Annotated in this window: 20 protein-coding genes; 10 read left to right on the forward strand and 10 right to left on the reverse strand. The window is 57.7% G+C overall.

Features of this window, described 5'->3' with window-relative positions:
- Positions 1-11: 11 nt before the first annotated feature.
- The 4 genes from VFE46_04940 to VFE46_04955 form a co-directional block, all read right to left on the reverse strand.
- The gene (locus tag VFE46_04940) at positions 12-260 is read right to left on the reverse strand and encodes a hypothetical protein (protein ID HZZ27334.1); all 249 of its coding nucleotides are present in this window, start codon (positions 258-260) and stop codon (positions 12-14) included.
- A 558-nt stretch (positions 261-818) separates the two neighbouring features.
- Positions 819-1,391 carry a response regulator gene (locus VFE46_04945; protein ID HZZ27335.1) on the reverse strand — a complete coding sequence of 191 codons (573 nt, stop codon included), beginning with the start codon at positions 1,389-1,391 and terminating at the stop codon, positions 819-821.
- An 875-nt stretch (positions 1,392-2,266) separates the two neighbouring features.
- A complete protein-coding gene (locus tag VFE46_04950) occupies positions 2,267-3,256 on the reverse strand; it encodes an RICIN domain-containing protein (protein ID HZZ27336.1) in 990 nt (329 codons plus the stop codon).
- Between the two features lie 64 nt (positions 3,257-3,320).
- Positions 3,321-4,298, reverse strand: coding sequence for an RICIN domain-containing protein (locus VFE46_04955; GenBank protein ID HZZ27337.1), 978 nt, complete (start codon positions 4,296-4,298; stop codon positions 3,321-3,323).
- A 428-nt stretch (positions 4,299-4,726) separates the two neighbouring features.
- Between VFE46_04955 and VFE46_04960 the strand changes: the two genes are divergently transcribed.
- A complete protein-coding gene (locus VFE46_04960) occupies positions 4,727-5,023 on the forward strand; it encodes a DUF2442 domain-containing protein (GenBank protein HZZ27338.1) in 297 nt (98 codons plus the stop codon).
- 30 nt (positions 5,024-5,053) lie between these two features.
- Here VFE46_04960 and smc read toward each other — a convergent pair whose 3' ends face one another.
- Both smc and VFE46_04970 read right to left on the reverse strand, forming a co-directional pair.
- On the reverse strand, positions 5,054-8,722 hold the full coding sequence (gene smc / locus VFE46_04965) for a chromosome segregation protein SMC (GenBank protein ID HZZ27339.1): 3,669 nt from the start codon (positions 8,720-8,722) through the stop codon (positions 5,054-5,056).
- A 171-nt stretch (positions 8,723-8,893) separates the two neighbouring features.
- On the reverse strand, positions 8,894-10,765 hold the full coding sequence (locus VFE46_04970; GenBank protein HZZ27340.1) for a flagellar basal body P-ring protein FlgI: 1,872 nt from the start codon (positions 10,763-10,765) through the stop codon (positions 8,894-8,896).
- A 386-nt stretch (positions 10,766-11,151) separates the two neighbouring features.
- Between VFE46_04970 and VFE46_04975 the strand changes: the two genes are divergently transcribed.
- From VFE46_04975 to VFE46_04985, 3 genes are read left to right on the forward strand one after another with little or no spacing between them, the layout of a single operon-like run.
- Positions 11,152-13,851, forward strand: coding sequence for a c-type cytochrome (locus VFE46_04975; protein ID HZZ27341.1), 2,700 nt, complete (start codon positions 11,152-11,154; stop codon positions 13,849-13,851).
- A gap of 47 nt (positions 13,852-13,898) precedes the next feature.
- On the forward strand, positions 13,899-15,158 hold the full coding sequence (locus VFE46_04980) for a redoxin domain-containing protein (protein HZZ27342.1): 1,260 nt from the start codon (positions 13,899-13,901) through the stop codon (positions 15,156-15,158).
- Between the two features lie 18 nt (positions 15,159-15,176).
- Positions 15,177-15,674 carry a DinB family protein gene (locus VFE46_04985; GenBank protein HZZ27343.1) on the forward strand — a complete coding sequence of 166 codons (498 nt, stop codon included), beginning with the start codon at positions 15,177-15,179 and terminating at the stop codon, positions 15,672-15,674.
- A gap of 47 nt (positions 15,675-15,721) precedes the next feature.
- Here VFE46_04985 and VFE46_04990 read toward each other — a convergent pair whose 3' ends face one another.
- Both VFE46_04990 and VFE46_04995 read right to left on the reverse strand, forming a co-directional pair.
- A complete protein-coding gene (locus VFE46_04990; GenBank protein ID HZZ27344.1) occupies positions 15,722-15,985 on the reverse strand; it encodes a CopG family antitoxin in 264 nt (87 codons plus the stop codon).
- Positions 15,986-16,028: 43 nt separating this feature from the next.
- The gene (locus tag VFE46_04995) at positions 16,029-16,253 is read right to left on the reverse strand and encodes a hypothetical protein (protein HZZ27345.1); all 225 of its coding nucleotides are present in this window, start codon (positions 16,251-16,253) and stop codon (positions 16,029-16,031) included.
- Between the two features lie 154 nt (positions 16,254-16,407).
- Here VFE46_04995 and VFE46_05000 point away from each other — a divergent pair, with 154 nt between their 5' ends.
- The 6 genes from VFE46_05000 to VFE46_05025 all read left to right on the forward strand — a co-directional run bounded on the left by VFE46_05000 (position 16,408) and on the right by VFE46_05025 (position 22,665).
- Positions 16,408-17,649, forward strand: coding sequence for a beta-ketoacyl-[acyl-carrier-protein] synthase family protein (locus tag VFE46_05000; GenBank protein ID HZZ27346.1), 1,242 nt, complete (start codon positions 16,408-16,410; stop codon positions 17,647-17,649).
- A 61-nt stretch (positions 17,650-17,710) separates the two neighbouring features.
- Positions 17,711-17,971: an acyl carrier protein gene (locus VFE46_05005; protein ID HZZ27347.1), complete on the forward strand. Its 261-nt coding sequence runs from the start codon at positions 17,711-17,713 to the stop codon at positions 17,969-17,971.
- A 38-nt stretch (positions 17,972-18,009) separates the two neighbouring features.
- Positions 18,010-19,563: an NAD(P)/FAD-dependent oxidoreductase gene (locus tag VFE46_05010; protein ID HZZ27348.1), complete on the forward strand. Its 1,554-nt coding sequence runs from the start codon at positions 18,010-18,012 to the stop codon at positions 19,561-19,563.
- A 66-nt stretch (positions 19,564-19,629) separates the two neighbouring features.
- Positions 19,630-21,075 carry an NAD(P)/FAD-dependent oxidoreductase gene (locus tag VFE46_05015; GenBank protein HZZ27349.1) on the forward strand — a complete coding sequence of 482 codons (1,446 nt, stop codon included), beginning with the start codon at positions 19,630-19,632 and terminating at the stop codon, positions 21,073-21,075.
- Between the two features lie 244 nt (positions 21,076-21,319).
- On the forward strand, positions 21,320-21,811 hold the full coding sequence (locus VFE46_05020; GenBank protein ID HZZ27350.1) for a 3-hydroxyacyl-ACP dehydratase FabZ family protein: 492 nt from the start codon (positions 21,320-21,322) through the stop codon (positions 21,809-21,811).
- Positions 21,808-22,665 (forward strand): SDR family oxidoreductase, encoded by an 858-nt coding sequence (locus VFE46_05025; GenBank protein ID HZZ27351.1) that lies wholly within the window; start codon positions 21,808-21,810, stop codon positions 22,663-22,665. Before VFE46_05020 ends, VFE46_05025 begins: the two co-directional genes overlap by 4 nt.
- Positions 22,666-22,865: 200 nt before the next feature.
- Here VFE46_05025 and VFE46_05030 read toward each other — a convergent pair whose 3' ends face one another.
- Both VFE46_05030 and VFE46_05035 read right to left on the reverse strand, forming a co-directional pair.
- Entirely contained in the window at positions 22,866-23,474 is a 609-nt protein-coding gene (locus tag VFE46_05030; GenBank protein ID HZZ27352.1) for a Uma2 family endonuclease, read from the reverse strand.
- A 73-nt stretch (positions 23,475-23,547) separates the two neighbouring features.
- Positions 23,548-24,627, reverse strand: coding sequence for a 3-oxoacyl-ACP synthase III (locus VFE46_05035; GenBank protein HZZ27353.1), 1,080 nt, complete (start codon positions 24,625-24,627; stop codon positions 23,548-23,550).
- Positions 24,628-25,055 lie beyond the last annotated feature (428 nt).

Genomic DNA, 25,055 nt, shown 5'->3' on the forward strand with positions numbered 1-25,055 from the left:
GGCTTTTTATTTTATCCGCCGAGAACGGTAGAGAATAGCTCGTCAAAACTCGAAATATGGTCAGTAATTCCGGCCATCATGCAAGCGGTCGGGCGCTTCTGACCGCTCTTGCCCGGCTTGCGAGTCCGCAGCAGTAATTGTAGTAAGCCGCGAACATTGCGAAAGCCGCCTCTAGGTTTTCCAGTTTCTTGGAAAAGCACAGCGTCAATCTGTTCAAAGCGGTTTCTTTGAGACATCGCGGATAATAACGGCGTGTCCATTGCTAACAATCGGCGTAATACTTGATGAACTGTTTTCGCGGATTAATGGCTCACACGGCGAAGGTTAGCGGCACGGTAAATGTTACGCTAATCCAGCACGCTTACCGCCGGCCTGGAAAAACCGAAGCGGCGGCGTAAGCCTGGCGGCAAGCGCGAATGAATCTATGAAATTGCCGAATTCACAACTCCGCGGTGATTTCGGAAACAAGGATCGTTGGGTAATTGCTCGGTCCGGCGCATTCGGTCGTGGGTCGGGATTCACATTGATGGCAGCGGTGGTTGTCATCGCAGACCGTATGTGATTGGATACGGATTGCCCCCGGCCGTGGGCCGGGGGCTAAATGGGACCGGTGAAACCGGTTTAAATGCGCGCAAAAAGCAAGCGGCCGGTTGATGGGTCAACCGGCCGCTTAAAAGCGAGAGTTTCGCGTTATCGTTTCGATCCGTCGCGGGGGTCAACCGCGATGGGTTGTTTATTATCGGCGATCGGGCGGGACTTGTCCGCCGCGGGCTGCTGTCCGCTTCCTGACGGTTGCGGCGGGAAGCCCGCGGGGAGCGTTAGACCAACTCTTTACGGGCGCCAATCAACGTCTTCAAGCGTTCGGCCAACAGGGCTACGTCGAACGGCTTCTTGAAGGTTTCGTTGATGGTGGAGCGATCGAAGCTGATGCTGTTGCCGTCATCGGGCAACAAGGCAATCAGAATCACTTCGCCATACTGCGGATTGCGGCGGAGATTTTGGCAGATCTGCAGGGCTTCCACCCGGCCGATGCTGAAATCTACCACGATGCAATCGGGATGGAAGCTTTCGGCCTGAATGCCGGCTTCAAACCCACTGGCGGCGGTGGCCAGCTTGAACGACTTTTCGATGGGCAAATTACGCTTCAAATTTTCAATGAGCACTTGGTCTTGGCCAACGACCAACACCTTGGCCATTGCTTCGTCTTCCAGCTCTCCCAGCGGCATGCCATGTTCTTTGAGGAACTTGATCAAGTATTCGCGCGGGATGCGACGGTCCTGGGAACCAGGAATCCGATAGCCACGCAAGCGGCCGGAATCGAACCATTTACTGACCGTGCGCGGGGCCACTTTACAGATCTTGGCGACCTGTCCGGTTGTAAAAACCTTCATCGCAGGCTCTCCCTTAACTCTCGCTTTGGTTTTTGAACTGGCGTCGGTTGCGGTGGTGGACACCACGACAACTGGCGCTTTGCCCTGTGCTTGCGTCGCTCGCCGGGGGCGAACGTGGTTGGCTGCGGGGGCTGCCAACACAACACAAACTCTGGGTTCAGGGCGTTTTAGTCGCTTCTTTTAGTCGGCCTGGTTCAGTTCCCTCTGAACTCGTGCCTATGTTTGGACATCGGCACACCGGGCATTCGGAAATGGGCGAAAAACCCTAAGATGGCGAACCGTGCGTTCAACCGTCTCCTTGTTTTCGGCTCATCCCGCATACTCGGCAGAGGGATGGTACAAGGGGAGAGCTACGAGAGAGCCCGCCGAAATAATCGCTTTCGGCGGCAAGCTCGCCCTGCGGCGAGACTCCGGTGGCAGGTTCCCCCCTGCAGCCTGTTTCGCGTTTCGCCTGGACACGTTGCCCAAGTTGCACACAGAACAAGCCTTCCGATTGTTAGCATCGTTTCCGGCCGCCAGCAGACTTTAGAAACTTTGTCCGTTCATACCGTCCATTCCCATAGATTCGGCCGTGGCGGACTCAACCGTGGGTCCGTTGGGGTAAAATGGAGGGATTAAGCCCGTTATAACGGGCTGATGGCGATAGCAAGCATCGATGTGCGATCGGGCCCGGCTACATCGTCATTTTACGCTTGGGGGTTGGCGAGGCCAGCACGGTGCTCTCACCCGACTGACACAGTCGGGCTATGTAGAATTGCCGGCGGGCACAGTCGGGCTATGTAGAATTGCCGACGGGCACAATTGGGCTATGTAGAATTGCCCGACTGGCACAATCGGGTTATGTAACCACGATGCAAATTTCCGAGGGCAGGCTGCTACTGTTCGCCCACGAGAAGCCAGAGTTGGCTTTTGGCGCTATCGCTAGCGGCACGCTGCACCAGATTGCCATCATCGTCAACATCGAGCACCAGTCCGCTGGCTTTTGATTTTAAGCGCAGGGGCTTATCTTTCGACGAGGCGCCGCCGACCCAGATCCAGCGTTGGCTGTCGGCGTTTTCCGATTTGCTTTCCGCCACGCTGACGGGGTGATCTTCTTCTTTCGAGCCATCGGGCACATTTAACACCAGTCCGCTGGGACGGTGCGCGAAGGTGTAAACATCGTTTTCCTTGGCGAGCTTCCATTGCCGATCGTTAAAGTTTTTATCGCTGCTGCTTACCTTCTTTGCCAGCACGGCCCGGCCGCCGCTTGTGGCAGCATCCGATTCCAGCGCCAGCACCCAGCCGGTATTGGCGTTGACCAGCATGAAGTATTGCGTGGGATGCACGCTCACAATTTTCCATAATTGGCTCTTGGCGTTTTCGTCGGGCTTGCGCTGCACGATGCTTCCCGAATCGTTGACATCCAACACCAGCTCGGTGAATTTCGATTGGATGCGCAGCGGCTTGGGATTTTCCAGATCGAACTTGCCCAACACCCAGCGTTGATTGTCGACCCCTTCCGTGGTATTGGCGGCGCTTTCCGCGGATTTTTCCGGCCACTGGATGATGGGGGTTTCCTCATCTTTGTGTGCGCCGAACACATCGAGCAGGTGTTCCGCGCTGTTGTTGCGAAGCTTGTAGCCGTGCTCGTCCTTTTCCAGCCGCCACTGGCGAATGGTGCTGTTGTTGTCTTCGGCCAAAGCGATGGGGGCGGCCTCTTCGCCGGAATCGCCTTGTGGGGCCAGCACTTTTCCCGTTTCCACGTTGATGATTTTGACTTCCACCGGCTCAGGCTGCTTTTCCGCAGCAGTTGCGTTGAGCTTTGCCGTAACGCACCACGCCGCCCATAGCAGCCCACCAAATACAACCGACTTGGGCGAAAACATGCTCGCCTCCTGTAATTCGAAGCACAATTTCAAAAGTAGTGCCGGCAGCCCGTGCGGAGCGCTGCTATTCCTTCACTTCCACCATCAACCACATTTGGCCCTTAGATTTTTCGCTGGGGCTGCGCTGAACGATGTTGCCTTCGTCATCTACGTCGAGCACCAGTCCGCTTGATTTCGATTTCAACCGCCGGGGCTTGTCGGCCGTGGCGGGGCCCCCTTCCCAGCTCCAGCGTTGGTTATCGTTGCCATCGGCGGCAGATTTATCGTCGTACAGAATGATGGCCCCGTCTTCGTCGCTGGAATCGCCCGAAACGTCCAGCACCAAGCCGGTGGGCCGCTGCACAATTTTGTAGAAGCTGCCGTCCTTTTCCAATTTCCATTGATGTTCTTTGTTCGGTTTGTCTTTGCTGTCGGCGTCTTTGGCCACCACCGCCCGGGCGCCGGAGTAGCCGGAATCTGATTCTGGCGCAAGCACCCAGTGCGAGTTGGCGTTGACCAACTTCACATACGCGGGGGCTAGCACATAGACGATGCGCCACAGCTGGCTTTTGGCGGTATTGCTGGCGCCTTGCTGGACAATTTTTCCCGCGTCGTCGACATCCAGCACCAGCCCGCTCGATTTAGAATTAATGCGCACGCCCTTATCGCTGGCCTGATTGGCTTGTTCCCAGGACCATTGCTGATTGTCGTTTTGATCTCCGGCTCCTTTAGCATCCCACAGAATGATGCTGGCGCCGGCATCGGTAGACCAACCATTCACATCCAGCGCCAGGCCGTTGGCGCGATTCACCAATTGGTAGAAATCGCCATTTTTTTCCAGCTTCCATTGCTGCGCGTGGCTGCCTTTGGCTTCGGCGGCAATGACCGCTTGGTCGCTGGCGGCGTCGCTCTCGTGTTCCAAGGCGAGAAGTTTGCCGGTCGCTACGTTGATAATTTTCACGTAGCCGGCATCGTCGGGTTTGCTGTCGGCAGCATATGTTTGGGCAGCGGATAGCAATAGGACAGCACCCATCGCGACGAGGGCCATTTGAAACCGCGACATGAGACATCTCCCGAGGGCGTAAAGTGGAGGAGTGAAAAGCGTGTTGCCGGCAGGTAAAAAAACTTATGCAGAGCGCTTACTGCCAACGAACAGAATGTATTTGCTGGCGCAGCGGTTGTCAAATCCTGGCCCGAAACCTCCAATGAATCCAGTGCTGCTTCCCGAGATAAGAAATGTCGACGTTGTAGATGAAGTGTGATAGGCTTAACAATGCCCACTGTTTTTACGTGTTTGACCCTATAGTTTTGTGTTCTTTAGTTCCGATCGTGGAGAACCCCCGCACATTCACGTAAAGCGTGACCGGCAAATCGCAAAGTTTTGGCTGGAACCTGTCCAAGTTGCAAAAAATCATGGATTCGCAGAACACGAGTTGCACCCAATCGAACAACTTGTCAGGCAGCATCGCGAACATTTATTGAAGGCATGGCATGACCACTTTAGTGCTTGAGCACGATCCTGTCGCGATAAAAGTTTTAGTGACCGCCGATCGTTTAATCGTGGAGCTAGCGGATGGGCGCAGCTTAAGCGTCCCGCTGGAGTGGTATCCGCGTTTGTTGAATGGCCTGCCTGCTGAGCGTCAAAACTGGCAAATGCTGGGCAATGGTTATGCGATGGAATGGCCAGACTTAGACGAGCACATTGGCGTGGAAGGTTTACTCGCTGGCCGCCGCAGCGGAGAGAGTGTGGAATCGATCAACCGCTGGTTGGCAACGCGAAGTAAATAAATTCGTGATGCCTGTGCAGGTCGCCGCTTTTTACGCCGCTTCGGTGGCGGAGTCGGGGGGAGATTGGGCAGCGGTGGGCGAAGCGGCGGGAGCATCCCGGTTGGCACGCTGCAGTGCGGCCTGGCTGATTTCACCGGTCTCGCTCACATCGTCAAAGCGCACCGAAACGCGCTTGCTGACGCCGCTTTCTTGCATGGTGACGCCGTACAGCGTGTTGGCGAAGGCCATCGTTTTTTTCGAGTGCGAAACCACGACGAACTGCGTCCACTGCAAAAATTCGCGCAGCACGTTCACAAAGCGCTCGATGTTGGCTTCGTCCAGCGCCGCATCGACTTCGTCCAGCACGCAGAAGGGGCTGGGGCGGCTGCGGAAAATCGCCAACAACAGCGCCACGCAGGTGAGCGTTTTTTCTCCGCCGGAAAGGAGCGAAATATTGCGCGGCTCCTTGCCGGGGGGCCGAGCGACAATTTCGATCCCGCTTTCCAAAATGTCCACCCCTTCGTCCAGGATGATGTCGGCCTGTCCGCCGCCGAACAGCTTGCGGAACAATTGCTGGAAGTGGCCTTTCACGGTTTCCAAGGTTTCGGCAAACAGCCGGCGGCTGTCGGCGTTGATGCGGTGAATGATTTGCTCCAGCGCCCCTTTGGCCTTCGATAAATCTTCATGCTGGGCGGCCAGCGATAGATAGCGCGCTTCCATTTCGTCCACTTCGGAAAGCGAATCCAAATTCACGCCGCCAATGTTCGTCAGCTTGCGGCGCAAGTCGGCAATTTCGGCTTCCACTTGTTCGCGCTGGTGCTGCTCTTCGGGCGTCGGCTGGTGCGATAATTCGGCCAGCTCGATGCCGTAATCTTCGCGCAGCCGGCTTTCCAACGTGGTGCGCTCGTGGCGAATTTCGCCGGCAGCCAGGTCCTGGGCGTGCAATTGCTCTTCCAGCTTGCGGATGGCGCTGCGGCGGCGTTGGGCTTCCTGTGCATGGGCAGCGCGATCGAGCCGGAACTGCTCGCGCTGGGCGGTGTGGCTGGCGACTTCGGCCGTCAAAGCTTCTCGATGTAAAAACAATTCGGCCAGTTCCGCTTCGGCTGTCAGAATATTGTTTTCAGACTGCTGGCGGCGAGTTTCGCAATCGGCCAAATGCTCGCTCGCTTCGGCAACGGTTCGCTCGCGGTCCTGCCGATCTTGCTCGTACCGGCGAAGTTGAACTCGCAGGTGATCCAACTGCTGCTCGCTGCGGGCCAGCTCGACCTGGGCCGAAAGGCAATCGCGGTTGCGTAGCTGACGGCTGGCGTCGAGTTCCTCGATGCGGCGCACGTTGTCCGACATCCGGGCTTCGGTCTGCGCCAAGTCGGCTTGCAGTTTATCCAAGCGCTCGCGGGCAATCGTGAGCGAACGATTTGCGGCCACTTCCTGCTCGGCCGCGCTGGCAAATTCCGCTTGCAGGGCGGTGTGCTGCTCGGTTAGTTGATCGCGCCGCTGGGCGGCAGTGGTAATTCGCAATTTTTGCTCCGCCAGCGCTTCGCTGGCAGCCTGATGTGCCGCGACGGCGCCAGCCACGGCCTGATCTTGCACGGCCACTTGCTGTTCCATGGCCGTGACCACGCGGGCGATGTCCGCAATTTTATTTTCGGTTTCGGCGATTTGCGCACGCAGTGCGCGCAGCTCGCTGCGGCGAGAAATTAAGCCAGCCGAGGCTGCTTTTTGGCCCACGACCAGCGTGCCGTCGGCCGCCAGAAATTCCCCGGACAGCGTCACATAACTGAGTCCGCGCCCCACCGATTCGCCCAGCGCCACGGCGTGGCTGAGGTTTTCGACAATCCAGATGTTGCCCAGCAAGCGGCGAACCAGCGGCGCCAACTCTAGCGCCGATTGCACAAAGCGATCGGCCCGACCAATGACGCCCAGTTGCTCGCTTAAATCGAGATTCAATTGCGGCGGGCCCGCGGCATCCAGCGGCAAAAAGCCGACGCGCCCGGAGAGCCGCTTACCGTGGGCGATCAAATAATCGAGCAATCGTCGCCCCGGCGAAATAACAATGTGTTGCGCCTTCTCGCCCAGCGCCGCTTCGATGGCCGGCGCCAGCTCAATGCTCACTTGCACCACGTCCGCCAGCAGCCCACGGACCTGTTGAAACGGCCCATCCGGGTTTTCGCGCGCATATTGCAGCACTTGCTGGGGGCCAATGTCGACGCCTTCGTGCCGTTTTTCCAACTCCTCCAGCAAGGCCGCCCGGTGGGTCAGACCACTGTGCTTTTCGCGCCAGCCGGCAAGTTCTTTCTGCCGGGAGGCATGCTGACGGCGGCCTTCGGCCAAATCTTCACGGGCAGCGGCCAAGTGGGCGGCCCGTTCCTCGCGGCGCTCGATTAACTCTTGCTGCCGCTGGTTCAGCGCCGCCAAATCTTGCTCGAGGCGCTCGCGGGCAGTTTGCAATTCGGTGAGCCGCAAATTGCTGCGTTGGCGGGCTTCTTCGGTGCGGGCCAAGCGGTTTTCCAGAGTGCTAATTTCGCTGGTCAGAGCGGCGCTGGTGCGCAGTTGCTCCAAATGCGTTGCTCGGCGCTGCTCGTTTTCCGCACGAATTTGATCGAGCTGCGCCGTCAGGGCCGTGAGCGCCCGCTGCTGGTCGCCCAAATGATTTCCGACTTCGCGATGCTTCACTTCGGCCGCTTGTACTTCGGCTTGCGTGGCCTGCCACAATTCGGCCAGATCGCCGGCACGGTTGGTAAGAGCGTGCAATTGCTTGCGATGGCGCGCGGCCTGATCTTCCAAATCGAGCACGCGGGTGCGCTCATGCTCGATGGTGGTTTCCATGGCGGCGGTGCGCTGCTGGTTGCCGGAGAGGCGCGCTTGCGCGGCTTGAAGGGCAGATTCCAGTTCCGCCGCTTGCGCTTCCAGCGTAATGATGTGTTGCTCGGCGGCTTCCGCCGCAGCGGATTCGACGGCGACCAATTGCCTTAGCCCGGCGGCTTCGTTTTCGACGGCGGCTAGTTTTTCGCCCAGCGCCCGCCAATCGGCCAGGCCCACTTGCGTGCGCAGCTCCTGCAAGCGATCGGCATAATCTTTGTAGCGGCGGGCTTTGGCGGCTTGGGCGCGAACGCTTTTCAGGCGGCTTTCCACCTCGTCGACAATATCGTGCAGGCGCAGCAAGTTTTGATCGACGCGCTCCAGCCGCCGCAAGGCTTCCACTTTTTTCGCTTTGAAGCGGCTAATGCCGGAGGCTTCCTCGAAAATGGCCCGGCGGTCTTTCGCCGAGGACTGCAACATGACGTCCACCTTGCCTTGCTCGATAATGCTGTAGGCTTCGGTGGCGACGCCGGTGCCGGCAAACAAATCGCGAATGTCGCGCAGCCGGCAAGGCTGGCGATTGATGAAATATTCCCCCTCGCCGCTGCGGTACACGCGGCGGGTAATGTGCACCTCCGGCGTGTCGATGGCCAAGCGGCGGTCGGCGTTATCGAAGGTGAGCGTGGTTTCCGCGCTGTTCAGGGCGCTGCGGGCCGACGAGCCGGCAAAAATGACATCGATCATTTCCTTGCCGCGCAGGCTCTTTACGCTTTGCTCGCCCAGCACCCACTTAATGGCATCGACCACATTCGATTTGCCCGAGCCGTTGGGGCCGACGACCACGGTAATTCCGCGCGGGAACTCGAACCGCGTGCGGTCGGCAAAGCTTTTGAAGCCGATCAGTTCGAGGGCCTTGAGCATGAGGGGGCGTGCTAAAAATGGACAGAGGCAAATTCAATCCGCAAGAAATCTAACCGAGGACAGAGAACAAATGACCAATGCACAAGCACCCATGACCAATGTGGCCGGCGCTAGATGTCAAAGATAATTGGTCATTGGGACTTGGTCATGGGTCATTATGCCTGCGTCCCTTCATTTTACCCCAGAGGGCTTCGGTTTGGCTGCGGTTTTTGGGGAATCTTCGGCCTGATTTTTGTCCGATTCCGCCGCCGCGGGAGGCTCCATTTCGTCGGCCGACTCGCTGAATTTGGGAGTGTCGCCGCCAAATAGATTGGGAAGCGGCTGGTTCGATTGCACTTCGGTGGTTTCGCTGTCGTCGCCATCGGCCGATTTACCGTGGGCAGAGGCCACGTTGCCATCCTTGTCTTTGGACGTGCGGGCCACGCGGTTGCGGTCGTAAACTCGGCCGCGCTCCGGAATGGCGTCGACCTCAAACCGGCTCAATACCGCTCCGCCGGAGTGCGCTTCCTCCAAGGCCTGCACCGCATCGGGGTAATCGCCGCTGACTTCGACAATTGCGCGAATGACCTCGGCCACGGAGTTCTCCACCGTGCGGCGCTCGTCGGGTTTTTGCAGGCTGAACCGGGCCACGCTGATGAGGCCGTCGGGTTGCGATTTCACGATGATCGAATTGCCGGCTTCCAGCGTGAGGGGCAACTGGAATTTTTGATTTTCGCCAAACAGCACAATTTCAGGGCGGAAGCTGTGCGTCACGTGAATCATCGGTGGGCCGGCGCTGGGCACAACATACAGCCAGAATTTATCGCTCAAATGCTCGCCGCGAAGTTGCGGATCGTGCTCGTTCATGGCCCACAGGGCGCGGAAGGCGCCGTAGCGTGTTTCGGCGCTGGAAACATCGAACAAATCGCGCAGGGCGTCGGCAGATTGCACATCGCCCAGGGCGCACAGCGCCGTGAGAGCATAGGCCCGCAAGGCCGGCTCGCTTTTCACGGTTTCGGACAGAACCGGGACGGCGCACGATTGATCGAGATAGGCCAGCGATTCGGCGGCATAAAAGCGGACTTCGGAATCGGAAGAGTCCAGGCCTTTTTTCAGCACGCGCTGGGCATCGGGCCCAATGGCTTCCAATCGCAAGGCGGCCTGAGCGCTGGTGACCGGATCCAGCAATTGCCGCTCCAGCAATTCCAGCCGCGCCAGTTGTTCTTGCGGCGATTCAAACAGCGCCACGCTGCGAACAACTTGCAAATACCGGCCCAAATTGTACTTGTAGCGCGGATGCACTTCCAAATCGATGAAGGCGTCGGTCTTCGGCGTGGCCACGCCTTGTTTTTGGCCCCGAATGTAGGTGTGAAAGCGACGATTGACGGCGTCGCCAATTTGCTTGCTTAAGAAAACCGATTTGTCGCTTTCGCGCAGCACCAGTCCCAGCGAGCGCGATTTCAGCGCCACCCCGCCCCCCAACACCACGCCCCGCAATTGCGAAACCGAGTCGTCGCTGTCCGGCGTCACAGGATTCACCAGCACGGGTCCTTCGGCCTGCGCCAGCACGTGCCCGTTGCGAATGCTGCCGGCAATGACCGCCATTTCCTTCAATTGCGTTTCCATCATCCATCCGCCGCGCAAGCTGGTGGTTTCGGTCGGCGGTGGGACGCGCACTTCGATATCTAGCGGATCACCTTTGCGAACTCCCGGCGGCAAATATGCTCGGGCCCAGGCTAATGCATTATTGGGAGAGGCCAGCACCCGGCTGGGATTAATGACCCCATGCGCTTGCATATCGGACAATAGCGCCGCACGCTGCGAGCCTGGCGCCGGATCGCATCCCGTGCCCGCTAAGCCAGTAACCAGCACCGGCCCTTCCACGCGAATGTACGAGGTGCCATACGGGGCGGCAAAATCGCCGACCAACTTGGCGTCGACCGTGGGGGCATCGCCATGCTCCGGGCTTTGCGAGCGCGAGTTCAGCAGCGAGCCAGTGCAACCGGCCACAGCCGCACAAGCCAGCAAGGAGACAATTAAAATGGGACGCGGAACAGGCCTCATGCCTTGGGCGCCTCTATAATCTAAATCGATTTTGACAAGCGATGCTGCCGGCCGTCCCCTTCCTGGCGACGTGATCGACAGCTCGAAAACTGACTCAAACTACCTCCACAGACGGCAATGCCCGAATGGGCAGACTATCGGAGGCGGGGAGAATAGTTTTCCGTCGACCGCCGGTCAAGGCGACTTCTGGATAGGACGATCGCAGCGGGCCAGGAAATCTGTCGCAGACCCGAACCGCTAGCACCGGCTGTCCGCGCGATCACAATTTACGAGCGCCCCACCGTGAGAAAGCACATTTCGCCCGGAAAACATGGACTTTGTGCGGCAATACCGCTGGCCCGGCGCTCAGGTTATGATGAGTGAAAATCGAACCTGGGGGAACTACCATGCGAACGCGGTGGCCAATTCTGCTGGCAAGTTGCGCCGGCGTGCTTTTCGCAATTCAAGCGGCCCGTCCTGCCGACGATGCGGCGACGAAGGACAGCTTCAAGCCCGCGGCGGCGGCGGAAAAAAAAGCATCACCTGGGCAAGCGCCCAAAGTCAGCACCGAATTTCGCACGTCCCCGGGCTTTGAGGTCGAGCGGTTGTACACCGTGCCCAAGGAAGAGCAGGGCTCCTGGGTGAGCATGGCCACCGACAACAAGGGGCGGCTGATCGTTAGCGATCAAAACACCAAAGGGTTATATCGCGTCACGCCGCCAGCCATCGGCAGCAACGAAGAAACGAAAGTTGAAAAGCTCGATGCCAAAATTACCGGCGCCCAAGGCATGCTGTATGCCTTCGACAGTTTATATGTGGTCGTCAACCATGGGCGTGACAGCGGCTTGTATCGGCTGCGTGACACCAAGGGGACCGACCAGTTCGACGAAATCGTCAAGCTGCACGAGTTTCATGGGCCGATGGGCGAACACGGTCCGCATGCCATTAAGCTTTCTCCGGACGGCAAATCGCTATTTATTGTGTGCGGCAATCACACGGAGCTGCCGTGGGACACCATCATGCCGCGCCAGCCGAGTGCGGCGGATATGCAAGCGCATCCGGAATACACTTCGCGCCTGCCGGTCACTTGGGACGAAGATTTAATTTTGCCGCGACTGTGGGATCCCAACGGCCATGCCGTGGGACGCATGGCGCCGGGCGGATACATCGTGCAGACCGATCCCGAAGGCAAAACGTGGAACATGTACAGTGCCGGGTACCGCAACTGTTACGACATGGATTTCAACGCCGATGGCGAATTGTTCGCCTACGATTCGGACATGGAATGGGACATGGGCTTGCCGTGGTATCGGCCCACGCGGTTGGTGCACGCCTCGGCCGGAAGTGACTTCGGCTGGCGCAGCGGGGCCGGCGATTGGCCTTGGTATTATGTCGACAGCTTAGCGCCGGCCGCCGACATGGGGCCCGGCTCGCCGGTGGGTGTGATCTTCGGTTATGGGACGAAATTTCCCGCGAAATATCAGCGGGCCTTGTTCGCTTGCGATTGGACCTATGGCACGATTTACGCGGTCACGCTGGAGCCGGAAGGCTCGAGCTATAAAGCGATCAAGGAAGAATTTCTATCGCGCAATGCGTTGCCGCTGACCGATATTGTGGTCGGCAAAGACGGCGCGCTGTATTTCATTGTCGGCGGGCGAAATTTGCAATCGGAATTGTTCCGCGTTAGGTACGTTGGGCCGGAATCGACCGAGCCGGTTGATTATCACGATTCGCGCAATGCCGATCAGCGCGAAATCCGCCACAAACTGGAAGCGCTGCAAAGAAAGGTGGCGGACACTTCGAAAGCGGTCGTCGATTTGGCGTGGCCCGCGTTGGGTAGCTCCGACCGCCTATTGCGATTTGACGCGCGCGCGGCACTGGAATTTCAACCCGTGGAATTGTGGCAGGATAAAGTTTTGATGGCCACCGATCCGGAGACACTCATCACCGGCGCGGTGGCCATTGCCCATCAGGCCGACAAAAAAATTCTGCCGCGGCTGCTGGAAGCGCTGAACCAATTAGATTTTGACAAGCTCACCACGTTTCAACAGTTGGAATTGCTGCGAGATTACGAGCTGGCCATTATTCGCCTGGGTCCACTCGCTGCCGCCCAGCAGGAAGCGCTAATCAAACGCTTGGATGCCCATTATCCCGGCGGCAACGATTTGGTGAATCGCGAACTGTGCAATTTGCTGTGTGCGTTACAATCGCCCACGGTGGTGGCCAAAACCATGCCGCTGTTGGCGGCGCCCAGCCCGCAGGTGAAGGAGGAATTTGGCGATTTACTAGGCCGCAACACGCAATTCGCCCGGCCGATTGCCGCCATGCTGGAACATCATCCCGATCAGCAAAAAATTGCCTACGTGTATGCTCTGCGCGTGGTCAAGGCGGGCTGGACGCCAGACCAGCGAGCGGCATTCTTCAATTGTCTGCGCGAACTCAGCCATGCTAGCGGCGGCTTCAGCTTCCAAAAATATCTGAACAACATTGGCAACGAGGCCTACGACAATTGCACCAATGCCGAGCGCCTGGCCATCGAAGCCGCCGGCGCCCGGAAGCCGTATGTTCCCCCGGTGCTGCCCAAGCCGGAGGGGCCAACCCACGATTGGACTGCCGAGGAAGTGTTGCAGTTGGCGACGAACGCAAACGCGCTCAATCATCGCGATTTCCGCAAAGGACGCACCACGTTCGCCGCAGCCCGCTGCATTGTGTGTCATCGTTTTGGCGGCGACGGTGGCTCGACCGGTCCTGATTTAACACAACTGGCCGGCCGCTACAGCATGAAAGATTTAGTGCAAAAAATCAGCGAGCCGAACAAAGCCATTTCGGATCAATACCGGGCGAAAATGGTGGTCACGACCGGCGGCAAATCTTACACGGGCCGAGTGGTCAAAGACGAAGGGGGGAAAATCGTATTGCTGACCGATCCGGAAGATTCAACCAAGACGGTCACCATTTCCCGCGACGAAATTGAAGACATGCACGATTCGCCCGTGTCGCTGATGCCCACCGGGTTGCTCAAGCCGCTGAACGAGCAAGAAGTGCTGAACCTGTTGGCGTATTTGCTCTCGCGCGGCAATCCGCAAGATGCGATGTTTGCGAAATAACGCCGCGGGCTTCAACAAACGGAGTTTTTATGGAGATGCGACTGAGGATGACCAAACTCATGATGTGGGGGCCGCTGCTGTTGGGCGGCATTCTGCTAGCCACGGCGCAATTCGACGCAGCTTTTGCCGCGCAGCCCAAGCCGCTGGAAATTGGTCAGCCGGCGCCGGATTTCAAATTGCCTGGAGTCGATGGCCAAACGCACAAGCTGGCCGATTATGCCGCCGCCAAAGTGCTGGCGGTGGTGTTTACGTGCAATCACTGTCCCGCGGCGCAGGCATATGAAGATCGCATTATTCAGCTCGATAAAGATTTCAAAAGCCGCGGCGTGGCGCTGGTGGCAATAAATCCCAACGATCCCCATTCTTTGCGGCTCGATGAGTTGGGCTACACCGATTTAAGCGACTCGCTCGCGGAAATGAAAATTCGCGCCAAAGAAAAAAACTTCACGTTCCCCTATTTGTACGATGGCGATACGCAAGAAGTGGCCGCCGCATACGGCGTGTTGGCCACGCCGCATGTGTTTGTGTTCGATGCCGACCGCAAGCTGCGCTACCAGGGGCGCGTCGACAATTCCGATGTGCACCAGGTCACGTCGCAAGATGCCCGCAACGCCATCGAGGCCGTGCTGGCCGGCAAACCGGTCGCCGTGGAAACGACGCGGGTCTTCGGCTGCTCGACCAAATGGGCCGACAAGCAGCAAACGGCCGTTAGCTCGATCAAAAAGTGGGATGAAGAACCGGTAACGCTGGAAACCATCGATTTGGACGGAATCAAAAAGCTGGCGAAAAACAATAGCAGCCCCGCCGAAAAGCCGGACAGCACGATGAAACAAGCTAAGGCCGTCGAAGACAAAGCAACCGACGCCGCCAACACAGCGCCGGGCAAAGCCACCGAGGAAAAAGACGCTCATCCCGGCAAGTTGCTGCTGGTAAACTTGTGGGCCTCATCGTGCGGCGATTGCGTGGCGGAAATGCCTGACCTGGTGACGATGAATCGCATGTACCGCAAGCGTCCCTTCGAGTTTATCACCATTAGCTTGGACGAGCCCGCAGATAAAGATCAGGCGCAAAAAGCGCTGCAAGAAGCCCACGCCTCGGGCAAAAACTATTTGTTCACCGGCGAAGATAAGGACAAGCTGGCCGTCGCTCTCGATCCGCAGTGGCAGGGCCCCACTCCCTATACCATGCTGATAGCGCCCGGGGGCAAAGTAATTTATCGCCACGACGGCGCAATCGACGCGCTGGAGCTGAAACGGGCGATTGTCGATTATCTAGGCCGGACCTACGCTGGCCGCGCGAGCAAATAGGAATTCTTAGGTTCGGCAATGATTCCAGAGATTTTGAACAGCAATGCCATGACGCTCGATTTTTTGCGTCGGCTTGTGGATGATGTTCCCGATGAACTGATGACAAAACAACCGCCCGGGGTGGTGAACCATCCGGCCTGGGTTTTGGGACACTTGGTATACAGCCTGGAAGCCATCGGAGGCGAAATGGGCCTGTCGTCGTGGCTCCCTGCCGATTGGCAGCCGCGCTTTGGAACGGGGAGCATTCCCAGCGACCATCGCGAGGCATATCCGTCCAAGGAATCGCTGTTGGCCGCGCTGGCCGATTGCCAGCATCGCATTACCAAGCAGTTCGCCGTGCTTGGCGAACATGGTTTACAGCACGCCTTACCCGACGAAAAGCATCGCGCGTTCTTCCCCACCATCGGCCATGCTGTCTTGCACATTTTAACGGCACATGCGGCGCTGCACGTCGGCCAAATCACCATCTGGCGGCGAGCCGTGGGCTTGGAGCCACTACACAAATTCTTTGTGTAATCGCCGACATGTTGCACAATGCCTGACTGCGGCAAATCGCATCTAGTTTAATGCGATTCAATTTTTTCCCGTACCCATTGCCTAACAAGCTGGGCGTCGGTGATCCCTTGAGACTTTGCCATTTGGTGAACCGCCTCAGCCTCAGCGCCCGCCAGTGGCAAAGTCAGAAATTGCTTACTTTCGAAAACAGGTTCGCTAACTTCTTCGAGTTCGTGGTCGAAGTCGGTCACATCGTGAGCGTCCCAGAACTTGGCCAATTCACGAATCGAGTCAGTTTGCGGCAAGGGAGAAGTGTTCATCGATTTTTCCATTGCTTGTATCGAGCTTTTTCTTTCTCGGTCATCGGGCGCGCGGTCACAGGATACCCGTTGCCGTCAGGAAAGCTAATGATAACACAAAACAGATATCGGCCCGTCGTCGTTTGCCCCAGAATGTAGTAAACCGGATTTTTGCCTTGCGATTTTGCCCGTAGCACCAACGGCGCGCTAAAGCATATTGTTCCACTTCGCTGGGAGTCACGCCATGAGTCGCAATATGCTCAATTCTATCTTGTGGCCAGATAAGTTGGTGGATTTTCATGGACGCCATGCTATCGCTTTTCGTGAAACAGAACCACAATTACGGCGCCCAACGAACCGGAGGTAGTCGGCTTAAAACCCATCCAGCGCCCACTTGCCAGGCCGCGACTTCTGCGATAGGTTAAAGTGTTTAACCACTGGCACGGATGAACTTTATGATTGCTCGCCCCGACACACAACGGATTGTTATTACCGGGGTGGGGCTGACCGCGCCCGGGGCGAATAACTTGGGCGAGTTTCGCTCCAATTTGCTGGCCGGGCGTAGCGCCGTGCGGCCTTACGAAATTCGCTACGTGGGCGCCACGGTGGCGGGCATTTGCGAGTACGACGAGCTGCGCTACCAAAAGAAGAAGGAAGTCCGCCGCGGCACCCGGGCCGGCAGCATCGGCATTTACTGCGCCAACGAGGCCATTTCCAACGCCGGACTCGATTGGGCGAACCTCGATAAAGCCAATGTCGGCGTGTATGTGGGCGTCACCGAGCATGGCAACGTCGAAACCGAGAACGAAATTTATCAGCTGAAAGAGTTCGATTACGACACGAAGTTTTGGTCGCACCATCACAATCCGCGGACCGTGGCCAACAATCCGGCGGGGGAAATTTCGCTCAGCCTGGGCATTACCGGGCCGCACTATACGATTGGCGCTGCTTGTGCCGCCGGCAATGCTGGAGTGATTCAAGGGGCCCAAATGTTGCTGCTGGGCGAGTGCGATGTGGCCTTGGCCGGCGGCGTGTCGGAAAGCATTCACACGTTTGGAATTTTTGCCAGCTTCAAAGCCCAGGGGGCGCTGGCCTGGCACGATGATCCCACCAAAGCCTCGCGTCCCTTCGATGCCCAGCGCACCGGCATTGTCGTGGCCGAGGGAGGCTGCATGTATGTGCTGGAACGAATGAGTGATGCCAAAGATCGCGGCGCAAAAATTTACGGCGAGGTGGCCGGTTGGGCCATCAACAGCGATGCCAGCGATTTTGTGATGCCCAATCCCGAGCGGCAGGCGCAGTGCATGCAATCGGCCTTGCGGCGTGCGGGGATGGGGGCCGAAGAGGTCGATATTGTCAGCACGCACGCCACCGGCACCACTTCCGGCGATGCCCAGGAGTGCGCGGCCTTGCGGCAAGTGTTCGGCGGCAGCAGCATCACGCGGTTCAACAACACCAAAAGTTACATTGGGCATGCGATGGGCGCAGCCGGCGCGTTGGAACTGGCGGGCAACCTGCCGGCCTTTAGCGATGGCGCCTGTCATCCGACCATCAATTTGGAACAAGTCGATCCAGAGTGTCGGCTGGAGGGTTTGATTGTGAACGAGCCGCGCGAACTGCCGAAGGTCGACACCATTTTGAATAATTCATTTGGCATGCTGGGAATTAATTCGGTGGTGGTGGTGACGCGCGTATAATTTAAGTGCACACTGTGTTAAGTTGAAGTTTTTAGTCTTGGGAATTGTTGGAGTGTGAAGCATGACGGCGACGGACATTCGGGATGAACTGATCAATATTCTGTCCGATATTGTGCCCGACGAGGATTTGAGCAACCTCGACAACGATAAGCCGTTGCGCGAGCAAATCGAGCTGGATAGCATGGATTTTCTCGACATTGTGATGGAACTCCGCAAGCGCTACCGCATCCAAATTCCCGAGGACGATTACGTTCACCTGGCCACGCTTTCCAGCACGGTGAAGTACTTGGAGCCGCTGATGAGCGGTTTGCAGCGCGCCTAATTGGCGCCGCTTTGTGCCTCGCAATTCCGCGTCCTGCCATGTACGACGTGATTATCATTGGCGCCGGCATGTCGGGGTTAGCGGCCGGCATTCGCCTGGCCATGTTCGACCGCCGGGTGTGCATTCTGGAGCGGCATTACGCGATTGGCGGCTTGAATTCTTACTATCGGCTTGATGACCGTAATTACGACGTCGGCTTGCACGCACTTACCAATTACGCCCCGCGCGGGGCCAAGCATGGCCCGTTGCCGCGGCTGATGCGACAGTTGCGGTTGAGTTGGGACGAATTCGAGCTGGCCGAGCAAAATGGCTCGGTCATTGCATTTCCGGACGTGCGCTTGCAATTCGATAACGATCCAGCACGGTTGGCTGCGGAAATTGTGCGCGCCTTTCCGGCGGAGCGCGACCATTACCCGCGCATGCTGGCGGCACTGTTGAATTATGAGGAGCTCCAATCGCCGCAGGCTGCCACTTCAGCGCGGGAAATGTTGGCCGGCACGCTTCGCGATCCGCAGTTAATCGAAATGTTGTTGTGCCCGGTGATGTTTTACGGCAGCGCGACCGAGCACGATCTGGATTGGGGCTCGTTCAGCGTGTTATTTCGGGCAATTTTTCTAGAAGGTTTGTGTCGGCCGCGCGGCGGCATTCGCACGATCTTGAAGCCACTGGTGCAGCGGTTCAAGCAGTTGGGGGGCGAACTGCGATTGCACAGCGGCGTGCAGCAAATTTCTGCCGATCGTGGCGAAGTGGTCCACGTCGTGCTGGACGACGGCGCCGAGTTGACTGCACGGCAGGTGATTTCGTCGGCCGGCTGGAACGAAACCATGCGGCTGTGCGCGGCCACACCAGAGAAAGTCGAAGCCATTGCTCAACCCTCTCCCTTTGGGAGAGGGCAGGGTGAGGGCGTCGGAAGTCGAACAGGCAGCCTCGCCTCAACTCTCTCCCACAGTGAGAACGCGCAGCGCCCGCAACAGCCTGCCGGTCCTGTCGGCCGAATGACATTCTTCGAATCGATTTGCACGCTGGATTGCCAGCCGCGCGATTTGGGATTTGCCGACACCATTGTGTTCTACAACGATGCGCCGCGGTTCGATTATGCCCGGCCGGATGATTTTGCCGATCTGCGCAGCGGCATTGTGTGTTCGCCCAACAATTACCAATACGCGGCGGGGGAAGAAAATGGCGACAGCACTGGCCTGCAAGCGTTGGGAAACGCCAAATTACCCCAGCCCGTCGAAGGGACGATTCGCCTTACAGCCCTGGCGAATTTCGATCGTTGGGCCGCGCTGGGGCCGGAAGATTATTCATTTCAAAAGCAACATTGGCGCCAGCGGCTGTTGGATTCCGCGGCTCGGTTTATCCCGAATGTTTCGCAGCATGTGGTGGCTCACGATACGTTCACGCCCCGCACGATTCGCCATTTCACCGGTCACGACTACGGGGCGGTATACGGCGCGCCGCAAAAACGGTACGATGCAAGCACCCCCTTCGATCATGTGTTTGTGTGCGGCGCCGACCAAGGTTATGTGGGCATCGTTGGCACGCTGACCAGCGGCATTCAAGTGGCGAACATGCTGTTGCAGCGAGTTTAGCCCCGGCGGCCACGACGGGGACCCTGTGCAATTTTTCCCGCCGCAGCCGGCGGGAGCTAACCGAAGATGCCTCGCGATTTTCTCCACGACGTTGCCCAGCGGTACGATTGCATTGTCATTGGCAGCGGCCTGGCCGGGTTGACGTGCGCCAATACCCTGGCCCGGGCCGGGCAGCGAGTGCTGCTGTTGGAGCAGCATTACAAATTGGGGGGCATGGCTACGTGGTTTCGTCGGCCGGGGGGCCATATTTTTGATATTTCGCTGCATGGCTTTCCCATTGGCATGATCAAAAGCTGCCGCCGCTATTGGACGCAGGAAATTGCCGATTCGATTGTGCAATTAAAGCACATTCGCTTCGACAACCCCATGTTTTCGCTGACCACTTCGTTCGATCGAGACGATTTCACAAGGCTGCTGGCAACGCAGTTCGGCGTGCCGCCGGAGCAGGTGAATCTGTTTTTTGACACCGTGCGGCGGATGAATTTTTACGACGATCAATCGACCACCGTGGGCCAATTGTTCGAGCAGTTTTTTCCCGGCCGCGAAGATGTGATTCGCCTGCTGATGGAACCGATCACCTATGCCAACGGCTCTACGCTGGAAGATCCGGCCATCACGTATGGCATTGTGTTTTCCAACTTCATGTCTCAAGGGGTGTACACGTTTGAAGGCGGGACCGATCGGCTCATCAAGCTGATGCAAGCAGAGCTGGAGCGCAACGGCGTCGATGTGCGCATTCGCTGCGATGTGGAGCGTATTTTGGTCGATCGCCAGCGTCGTGTGGTTGGAGTGCGCGTGAATGGGCGCGACATTAAAACCTCGGCCGTCGTGTCGAACGCCAATTTGAAAGCCACCGTGTTTCGGTTGGTGGGCGAAGAATGTTTCGACGGACGGTTTGTTGAGGAAGCCCGCGCGGTGCGGCTTAACAATTCCAGCACGCAGGTATATATGGCGCTGAAGCCGGGGGAAATGATCGATTCGGCCTGCGGCGATTTGCTGTTTAGCTCGGCCGCGCCGCTGTTCCGCACCGAGTTGCTGTTGAGCCGCGACATTACCAGCCGCACGTTCTCGTTTTATTATCCGCAAATGCGGCCGGGGAGCGATCGGTGCCTGGTGGTTTCGAGCACCAATGCTCGATACGAAGATTGGGCGAGTCTGAGCGACGAAGAATACGAGCTCAGCAAGCGCGATTTAATCGAAACGACGCTTTCCACGTTGGAAAAATACGTGCCGAACGTGCGCGATCGGCTCGATCATGCGGAGGCCGCCACTCCCCGCACCTTCGAGCATTACACCCGGCACGTGAACGGGGCCAGCTTTGGCACCAAGTTTGAAGGCTTGGCCGTCAGCCGCGGACTGCCGCAACAAATTGCTGGGCTGTATCATGCCGGCAGCGTGGGCATTATTATGTCGGGCTGGCTGGGCGCGATGAATTATGGCGTGATTGTGGCCAACGACGTGGATGCCCTACTGACGAAAACTTCATCTCGTGATGCTGTGGCCATTGAATAACCACGGAGACGCTGAGACATAGAGAAGGCAGTGAAGAAATTTATAACAGGCTGTTTCAAAACTAGGAATCGGGTGGCTGGGGGCTCCCTTCGGTCGACCCCAGCAGCCTATTCACTGGGGGCTCGGCGGCACTCGACCCCAGCCACCCTTGAAGGAAGTCCAGTTTTGAAACAGCCTCTTATAAGACCTCTTCTGTTTTGTTCCTCTCTGCGTCTTCGTGCCTCTGCGGTTCATAACCGATCCGATGAATAAGAGTCTGGCTGAAATTTACGCTGCAATTCCGCATCGGCCGCCCTTTTTGCTGGTGGACGAAATTGTTTCTCGCGATGGCGGCAGAATTGTTTGCCGCAAGCATTTCTCCGGCGACGAATGGTTTTTCGCCGGGCACTATCCCGACGAGCCGGTCGTGCCGGGGGTGCTATTGTGCGAAGCCGCGCTACAGGCCGGAGCGATTTTACTGGGCGGAACAACGCAAACGCAGCGCGCAGATGATCCCTCGGAGCGCACGCCGCCAGATTGCAACGCTTCGCTAGCGATGCCCGTTGTCACAAGGATGAATGAAGTGCGGTTCAAACAAATGGTTCGGCCGGGCGATACCATCGAGCTAGAAGTGCAATTGCGCGAGCAGTTGGCCGACGCGTTCTTCTTCGATGCCAAAGTAACGTGCAACGGAAAGCTGGCCGCCCGATTGGAATTTGCATGCATGCTGGTGGCGAAAAGTGAGGCGCCGCCATGACCGATTTTTTGCAACTCGCGGGCAAAACCGTGTTAGTGATGGGCGTGGCCAATCGCAAAAGCGTGGCCTGGCACGTGGGACGGGTGTTGTCCGAAGTCGGTGCCGACGTCGTCTACTCGGTCCGCACCGAAGCTCGGCGGGACAGTGTGCAAAAAATAGTGGACGCTGCTCCAGTGTTGGTATGCGACGTGGAGCACGAAGCCCAAATTGCCCGGCTGCGAAATCAGTTGGCCGAAATTCGGCCGCAACTGCATGGATTGTGCCACTCCATTGCTTTCGCAGATTACGGCAGTGCGGAAGCGGCAAATTCCATCACCCCGTCCTCTCCCGTCAGGGGAGAGGGAGTTGCCGGAAGGCCATTTCACGAAACGTCGAAAGATGCGTTTTTACGGGCGGTCGATATTTCTTGCTTCTCGCTGATTGCGGTGTCCAATGCATTGCGGGAGCTATTCGACCCGGATGCGTCGGTGGTGAGCGTGTCGATTTCGACCACGCGCATGGCCGCGGAAAATTACGGCTTCATGGCGCCCGTGAAGGCGGCGCTCGATTCGTCCTTGGCGTTCTTGGCTAAATCGTTCAGCGGCTTTTCCCGAGTGCGCTTCAATGCCGTTGCGCCGGGATTGTTGAAAACCTCGGCCTCAGCCGGTATTCCTGGCTACGTCGATGCGTATCTCTATGCCGAGCAGGCCACACTGCGCAAACAGGCGGTGCAGACTGAGGAAGTGGCCAATGCAGCAGCGTTTTTGCTAAGCCCGCGCTCCAGCGGCATCAACGCGCAGCAAATGGTGATCGATGCCGGCATGAGCGTGAATTATTTTGACCGCGAACTGATCCGCCGTGCCCTGCGGGACTGATTTGAACCGCAGAGACACGGAGATACAGAGAAAGAACGAAAAAATTTATAAGGATGTCAGGAAACAAGGAATGATCATTAGAATAAACGATTGAGAATCAACTTCGCCTTGGATATTTCCTGGATTCCTGGATTCCTTATTAAAAATCTGCCCGCATCAATCTTCTCAGTGTCTTTGCGTTTCCGCGATTCACTCGATTTTTACGGCAGAATGTCGCCGATGCGCAACGTGCCCAAATCGTCCAGGGCAATCACCAGCGATATTCTGTCCTCCGTGCGGTACACACGCTTCTCTTGATAGCCGGGCATCGGAACCGGGCCGCTGGGATTCGTGTAAACTTCCAATTGGCTATCGATCAGATTCAACAGCCAGTAGCAAACAATGCCGGCCCGGGCGTAAATGCGGCCTTTCAGTTTGCGGTCGGAAAGGAGCGAACCGTCGGCCGCTTCCACCACCAGCGGAACATTTTCGGCGGTGGGGGGGTGATTGGCGAATTCGTTCAGTACATCGGCAGCAACGGCTAAATCCGGCTCCGGCTGGCTGTCTCCGCAGGCAATTGGTTGTTGCGCCAACAAGTGCCAGCCGTTGGGGATCATAATGCCGATCAGGTCGCGCAGCTTTTCGACCGCCGTTTCGTGTCGCAGCGTTTGTCGAGTTTTGGGAACCACGACGCCTTCGAGCAGCTCGAACGCCTGGCTGGTGCTGAATGCGCCTGCAGCGGCACGGCGACGGTATTCGTCCAGCGTCATTCGCTCCGCAGCGCCGAGAGGGGCTCCGAAGGGCTCGTCGGTAGAAGGATGATCGCTCATGGTGCGTACATTCTCGCACCGAAAGTTGTCGCGGTCAACGAACGGCCGCCTCACATATCGCTCAACGAACGACTCATTCAAACTTGCCGCCGGCGACTAAGCTCTGTTGCAATTCCATCGCCAGCATCAGCACATTGATGCCCGAGCCAATGCCGAGCATGGCAATGCGATCGCCGCTTTGATAATGGCCTTGCTCCATGCCGGCGGCCAGCGTGACCGGCAGCGCCGCCGCGCCCGTGTTGCCCAACCACGGAAACGTAACAAAGTCGATCGCCGGATTCAGCCCAAATTTTTCCAACATCATTTTGCGGTGAGCCGAGCCGACCTGGTGGCAAGCTGTTTTGGAAACGTCGGCCAGCGACCAGCCCAGTTCAGCGAGTAGTTGAACGAACGTTTCGCGGCCGACGGCAATGCCTTCGTGCATGAGTGTTTCCGCATCGGTTTGCATCAGTGGGGCCATGCCTCCGCCCACGGTTTCATCGCGCCCGCTGTGGCACAGTTGATGCGCTGCCGTGTGCGTTCGGCCAACGGCTGCCAGCAAACGATTTTGCGTGCGGCTTAAATCGCTGTGCACCAGCAGCACGGCGGCGCTGGCCGAGCCAATGGTCAGCGAGGCCAAGGCTGGCTTCACGGTATCGCGGGTGAGCGATTGATTGTCGTTCAACATGGCAATGGTAGTTTCCATCAAAGGGCGGCTGACTTCGCTGGCCACTACAAGGCCCGCTCGAATTTGGCCTAGCTCAATCATGTTAGCCACTTGCACCATGCCGTTCAGCAAGCCCAGGCAGGCATTGGAAACATCGTAAATCAAACAGTCCGCGGGTAATGCCAAGTGATGATGCACGCTGCACGCCGTGGCAGGCTCTAGAAAATCGCGACAGACCGAACCGTGAATCAGCGCGCCAATGTGGCGCTGATCGATTCCGCCGACGTCGAGCGCTCGCTGTCCGCTTTGCACGCTGATTTGGCTGGGCAATGTGTTTGGCGGCCACACCCGGCGCTCGCGGATGCCGGTCATCAATTCCAGACGGCCGGCGGGCAACTTCAGGCGTGTGTACAGCGGTTCTAAGCGCCGCTCGATCTCCTCAGACGAAATCACTTCGTCTGGAAGCGTATATCCCAGCGCTTCAACGCAAACATTACGGTACTTCATCACCACGCATCCTCATCGAATCTTGACGACGGGCCGCTGACTACTATTCTTGCTAGCACACTATGTTGAGCTAGCATGGGCTGCTTTGCGCAAAATAGCGGAAAAGCTTGCTCTCTGCGAGCGGGTGGCTACATTGGCCCCAGTTTGATTGTTCTGGCTGGGGTGACACGGCCAGAGAAATAATTCGTGGACCGTTGCTCGCTCGAATGATTGTGGGGCACAGCTCGGAAGGATTCTGAGTTGGGCCCAGCAGGTTCGGCGGCAACACAGCAGCGTGATTTCAGGGACGGAAACATGCCAGCTATTCTGTTAGACGCCGCGCCGGCGTCGTGTAGCCAGGCCGAATTTTCTCACCCCAATTTCAGACACACGACGTGTCAAGGAGAAAGCAATGCGCAAGAAACCTTTAATCGGGATGAACGCGGAAT

It is taken from the genome of Pirellulales bacterium, assembly GCA_035656635.1.
Classification (GTDB): domain Bacteria; phylum Planctomycetota; class Planctomycetia; order Pirellulales; family JADZDJ01; genus DATJYL01.